This window comes from Streptomyces ossamyceticus (assembly GCF_001418475.1).
Lineage (GTDB): Bacteria > Actinomycetota > Actinomycetes > Streptomycetales > Streptomycetaceae > Streptomyces > Streptomyces ossamyceticus.
On record NZ_LIQX01000215.1, the window covers coordinates 1 to 4,749 of the forward strand.

Annotated in this window: 6 protein-coding genes; all 6 read left to right on the forward strand. The window is 70.1% G+C overall.

The window, feature by feature from the left end; all coding sequences use genetic code 11:
* Positions 1 to 184: 184 nt before the first annotated feature.
* Positions 185 to 1,045, forward strand: coding sequence for a sigma factor-like helix-turn-helix DNA-binding protein (locus AOK15_RS17365; RefSeq protein WP_055517786.1), 861 nt, complete (start codon positions 185 to 187; stop codon positions 1,043 to 1,045).
* On the forward strand, positions 1,042 to 1,863 hold the full coding sequence (locus AOK15_RS17370) for a protein phosphatase 2C domain-containing protein (RefSeq protein WP_055517787.1): 822 nt from the start codon (positions 1,042 to 1,044) through the stop codon (positions 1,861 to 1,863). Before AOK15_RS17365 ends, AOK15_RS17370 begins: the two co-directional genes overlap by 4 nt.
* A gap of 203 nt (positions 1,864 to 2,066) precedes the next feature.
* Positions 2,067 to 2,414, forward strand: a complete 348-nt coding sequence (locus tag AOK15_RS17375) for an SCO3933 family regulatory protein (protein WP_055517788.1) — start codon at positions 2,067 to 2,069, stop codon at positions 2,412 to 2,414.
* Between the two features lie 89 nt (positions 2,415 to 2,503).
* Complete coding sequence (locus tag AOK15_RS17380) at positions 2,504 to 3,811, forward strand: FtsK/SpoIIIE domain-containing protein (RefSeq protein ID WP_240508473.1); 1,308 nt, start codon at positions 2,504 to 2,506, stop codon at positions 3,809 to 3,811.
* Between the two features lie 82 nt (positions 3,812 to 3,893).
* On the forward strand, positions 3,894 to 4,376 hold the full coding sequence (locus AOK15_RS17385) for a hypothetical protein (RefSeq protein ID WP_055517789.1): 483 nt from the start codon (positions 3,894 to 3,896) through the stop codon (positions 4,374 to 4,376).
* A gap of 5 nt (positions 4,377 to 4,381) precedes the next feature.
* Positions 4,382 to 4,749, forward strand: a 368-nt coding sequence (locus tag AOK15_RS17390) for a DUF2637 domain-containing protein (RefSeq protein WP_157870280.1), incomplete at its 3' end; no start/stop codon positions are given.

Here is a 4,749-nt window from a genome sequence, read left to right on the forward strand (position 1 = left end):
AGCGTGTGATCGCGCCCGCCTTCACGGTGGTCTCTGGTCGCCTCGCGGGCGGTGACGGGTGAGCCCTCGGGGTGTGCCCGGCAGGCGGTCGCGGTTCTACGTGGTCGGCGTACGTACGGGACGCCGTCTCCCGCCCATTCCGTCTAGGGCCCTAGACTCCTGGTTAGTGCTAGGAGGTGAGGTCATGTCGGACGAGTTGCAGCGGATCATGGCGATTGATGATCCGTACCGGCTGTTGCGCGAGGTCACGACCCGGTTGGCTGATGCACAGCAGGAGGTGACCGAACTGGCTCGCCTCCGTCGCCGAGTGGTCCAGGACCTGCACGCGCAAGGGCTGTCGTATGCGCAGATCGCAGAGAAGGCGGGCCTGAGCCGCGGGCGCATTCACCAGATCCGCCACACCGGCCCGGCGCCGGAAGGGGCCTTCCTCGGCCGGGGCTCCGTCGTCGTTGCTACGCCTCTGCGGCGTGATGACGAGCGGGGGCGGACGGTCGTTGCCATGGACGACGTCAGCTCCGGCAAGCGGCTGGAAGACCTGGCGCGGCTATACGGGCTCGAAGTCGCCTCGGAGCATGTGTCGGTCGGTGGCGAGATCGACCTCAACCGAGACGGCCTGGTCGTCGTCTGCGGGCCCCGTATGTCTCAGGAGATGTGGGACACCTACGCGCAGGACCCCGTTCTGAGCTGGGAGCGCGCGGAAGACGGGCCCTGGACGGTGATGGACCGGCACACCGGCACCGTGTACCGGTCGGGTCAGGACAGCGACCCGGCCCGGCCCTACGACATCGGATACCTCGGCAGACTGCCTCGCCCGGACGGCAACGGTTCGCTGCTCGCCATCGCCGGTATCCACACTCAGGGCTCTCTCGGCGTCGTGCAGCTGCTCGCCAATGACCTCAACACCCTGTGGGGTCAGGTCGGTGACCGCCGGTTCTCCACGCTGGTCGGCGTCGAGTACGACCCGGAGACCAGCGAACCGCAGTCCGCCGAACTGCTCTGCCCCCTCTACAGGCACGACGAAGAGGCGACGGAGGCGGCGGGGTGAGGTTCGCCCTCGCCACGCTGCCCGCCGAACCCGACCGCGAGAACGAGGACTTCGCCGCTGCCGCCCCCGGCGCGGCCGTCGTCCTCGACGGCGCCGGTGTGGGTGGGGCCGAGACTGGGTGCACGCACGGCGTTGCCTGGTTCTCCGGAACCCTGGGTGCTCTGCTATTGCGCGGCATGACCGCGAATCCCGCCCGGCCGCTCGGCGACTGCCTCGCCGACTCGATCACCCTCGTCCGGTCCCTGCACGAGGACAGTTGCGACCTCGCCTACCGGGCCAGTCCCACCAGTACGGCCGTCGCCGTGCGGCTCGGCGGGGGAGTTCTTGAGTACCTCGTTCTCGGTGACTCCTCCCTGGTGATGGCAGACAGGGGCGGCCGCACGATCGTCGTCACCGACCGGCGCCTGGACGAAGTCGGCAAGCGGCTGCGCGGGACCGTCGACCAACTGCCCACCGGCTCACCGGAACACACTGCCGCGCTCGCCGAGTACAGGGATGCCCTGACCGGGCTCCGTAACCAGCCGGGCGGCTTCTGGATCGCCGGCCCCGATCCACGGGCGGCCGAGCACGCCCTGACCGGGACGGTGCCGCTGGACTCGCTGGCCTCCGTAACGCTGCTGAGCGACGGCGCCACGCGCCTCGTCGACCGGTTCGAACTCGCCGACTGGCCAGAGGTGTTGTCCGTCCTCGACTCGTCCGGGCCGCATGAGCTGATCCGCCGTGTGCGTGATGCTGAGGCCGACGACCCCGCGGGTCGACGCTGGCCGCGGGGCAAGGCACGCGACGACGCGACCGCCCTCCACTGGACGCTGGACTGACGCAACCCGCTCACGCCAGCGGTGAGGGCGCGACAACTCGTATACCCCCCTAGACAGTTCGCCCGGCCATCGCTTACCTTTAGTTGCGTACCCCCCTAGACAGTTCATGTGGGGGTGATCCTCCCTTGCGCTGTCTAGGGGGGTATCCAGTTGAAATGGTGCTGCTCAGGAGAGGGCAGCAACGACCCTGTGAGGTACAGACAATGCGTGTCATCCCCGTGGACACTTCGGCCGCGACGCTGCTCATCACCAAGCTGCCTGAGGTCAAGGTGAGGGACCGGCAGACCGGTGAGATCGCCGTTGACCCGGTGACCAACCAGCGGCTCATGACGGTGGAGCTGGTGTTCATCGCGGCCGGTGGCTCGGACATGATCAAGGTGACCGTTCCCGAGCAGGGCATCGGTGACGGTCTGGTCATGGGCGCCCCGGTCATCCTGTCCGGTCTGGTCGCCCGGCCCTGGGAGAGCGAGTTCGGCGGGCGCGCCCGGCACGGCATCGCCTACCGGGCCGACGCCGTCATGGTCAACGCCCCGGCTCCGGTTCAGGGTTGATCGCCGTGACCGGCGGATTCCGGGTTCCGCTGTCGATTCTGCTGCCGGTCCTGCTGGTTCTGGGCGTGCTGCTGGTCGTGCGCCGTCGTATGCCGGTCGTGTTCTGGTGGGTCATCGGCTATCCGGTAGCCGCGTTGCGGGTGCTGGTGTCGTACCGGGACACGATGGACGCGTGTGGTCTGACGGTCCCGGCTTCGGCCGTCCGTCGGGCCACCGCCCGGATGGTCGGGCGTCAGGCCGCGCCCGTGCCGCCTCGGCGGTCGTTCCCGCTGCCGACCGGGTCAGGTCTCGTGATGCGGCTGCGTATGGCGGCGGGGCAGGCTCCTGAGGACTTCATGGCTTCCGCCGACCGGCTGCGGCATGCCTGGGGCGTCCATGCTGTGTACGTCCGCACCACCAAGCCGGGGCGGCTCGAACTGCGGCTGGTCGGCTGGGATGTGCTTGCCGAGGTCAGGCCGGCTCGGCGTCGGCCGGGGGCCGATCCGCTCTGCCTGCCGCTGGCGCTGCGGGAGGACGGTGAGTGGCACGTACGGGACTTCCGCACCGTGCCGCACGAACTGATCCTCGGCGCCACGCAGTCCGGCAAGTCCGTCTACCTGCGCAACCTGCTGTGTGGCCTGGCCCGGCAGTCGGTCGTGCTCGTCGGCATCGACTGCAAATGGGGCGTGGAACTCGCCCCGTTCGCGCCCCGGTTGTCGGCGCTCGCCGATAGTCCCGACCGGGCTGACGCACTCCTCGACGTGCTGGTGGACGAGATGGAGGCTCGGTTCCGGCTCATCGGACTCCGTAGCGGTGCGGGCACCGGGGCCGATCTGGACGCCGTGCTCACCTCGGACGTGTGGGGGCTGCCGGAAGCCGTACGGCCGGTGCCGGTCGTGGTCGTCGTCGACGAAGTGGCGGAACTGTTCCTCGCCGCGAACCGGGACGACGAGAAGCGACGGGACGCCATGGTCACCAAGCTCATCCGCCTCGCCCAGCTCGGGCGTGCGGCCGGCATCTACCTGGAGGTGTGCGGGCAGCGTTTCGGCTCGGAACTCGGCAAGGGCGCCACCATGCTCCGTGCCCAGCTGACCGGCCGCGTCTGCCACCGCGTCAACGACGAAGCGTCGGCGAACATGGCACTGGCCGACATCTCCCCGGAAGCGGCCCTTGCCGCTACCGCCATCCCGGCCGAACGCCCCGGCGTCGCCGTCGTCGGCGACTCCTCCGGCGGCTGGTCCCGCGTCCGCGCACCACACTTCACCCTCGCCGAAGCGGCGGCCGTCTGCCGCGACACCGCCGCCCTGATGCCGGACCTGCCCCGGCTCGACTCCTTCCGGCCCGCCGTCGCCGTCGAGTCCGCCGGACCGTCCTCCTCCGCGGCTGCGCTTCCCACCGCCCAGCCGATGACCGAGTAGCCAACTTCCTTCACTCCGGCCGGCGTGACCGCCTCGCGCCACGTCCCTACCCCTCCCATGCCGAAAACCGGAAGGAAACCCGATGTTCTGCGAGCACTGCGGTGACGTCGACGGTGATGAGACCGGCGTCGACCACGACGAACGCGACTGCCCTTGGTACGACACCGACGACAATCCGGTGATCGTCGATGCCGCCGAGCTGGCCGACACCTTGACCGCCACCGCCGACGGCTCGCCCGCCCTGCGGGCCGCGATCAACCTCCTGGCCGGTCACGGCCTGTGGATCAAGCGGCTCGCAGAGCGGCCCGGCCTGCTGCTCATCGACTACTCCGGCCCGCTTCCTCAGCCGTACGGGATCGACTGGCACAAGGTCTCCCAAGCCCTGGAATCCAACGAACTCACCGCTTCCGGCGGGGAGCTGCGCATCCTGGCCCTGGCCGCATCGCTCGCCGACACTGCTGCCCCGGTCCGGCTCGGTGACGCCGTCAGCGGCCTGGATGCGGCCAACCTCGACCTCGTCCTTCAGGCCGTCGCCGCTGCCAACGGCCGTCCCCTGCCCCGGTGACCGCCATGGTCAAGCGGCTGCGGGTCGACGCCGTGATCGTTCAGGCCGTCATCGCGGGTGCCCTGTCCTTCTCCCACCTGCACGACCTCGCCGAAGCGGCCGGACAGGGCGGTTGGAAGGCGTGGGCCTACCCCATCAGCGTCGACCTGCTGCTGGTCGCCGCCTGGCGCCGGATGCGGCAGGCACAGCGAGCGGGGCTGAGGGCCGGGGGTCCGCGGCTGTGGTTCCTGGTGGCTCTGACCGCCTCCCTCGGCGCCAACGTCGCCACCGCCGGGCTCCTCGACCTCGACCACGTCCCGGCCTGGCTCCGCGTCCTGGTCGCGGGCTGGCCGGCCGTTGCCTTCTTCGGCGGCACGCTCCTCGCCCACACACC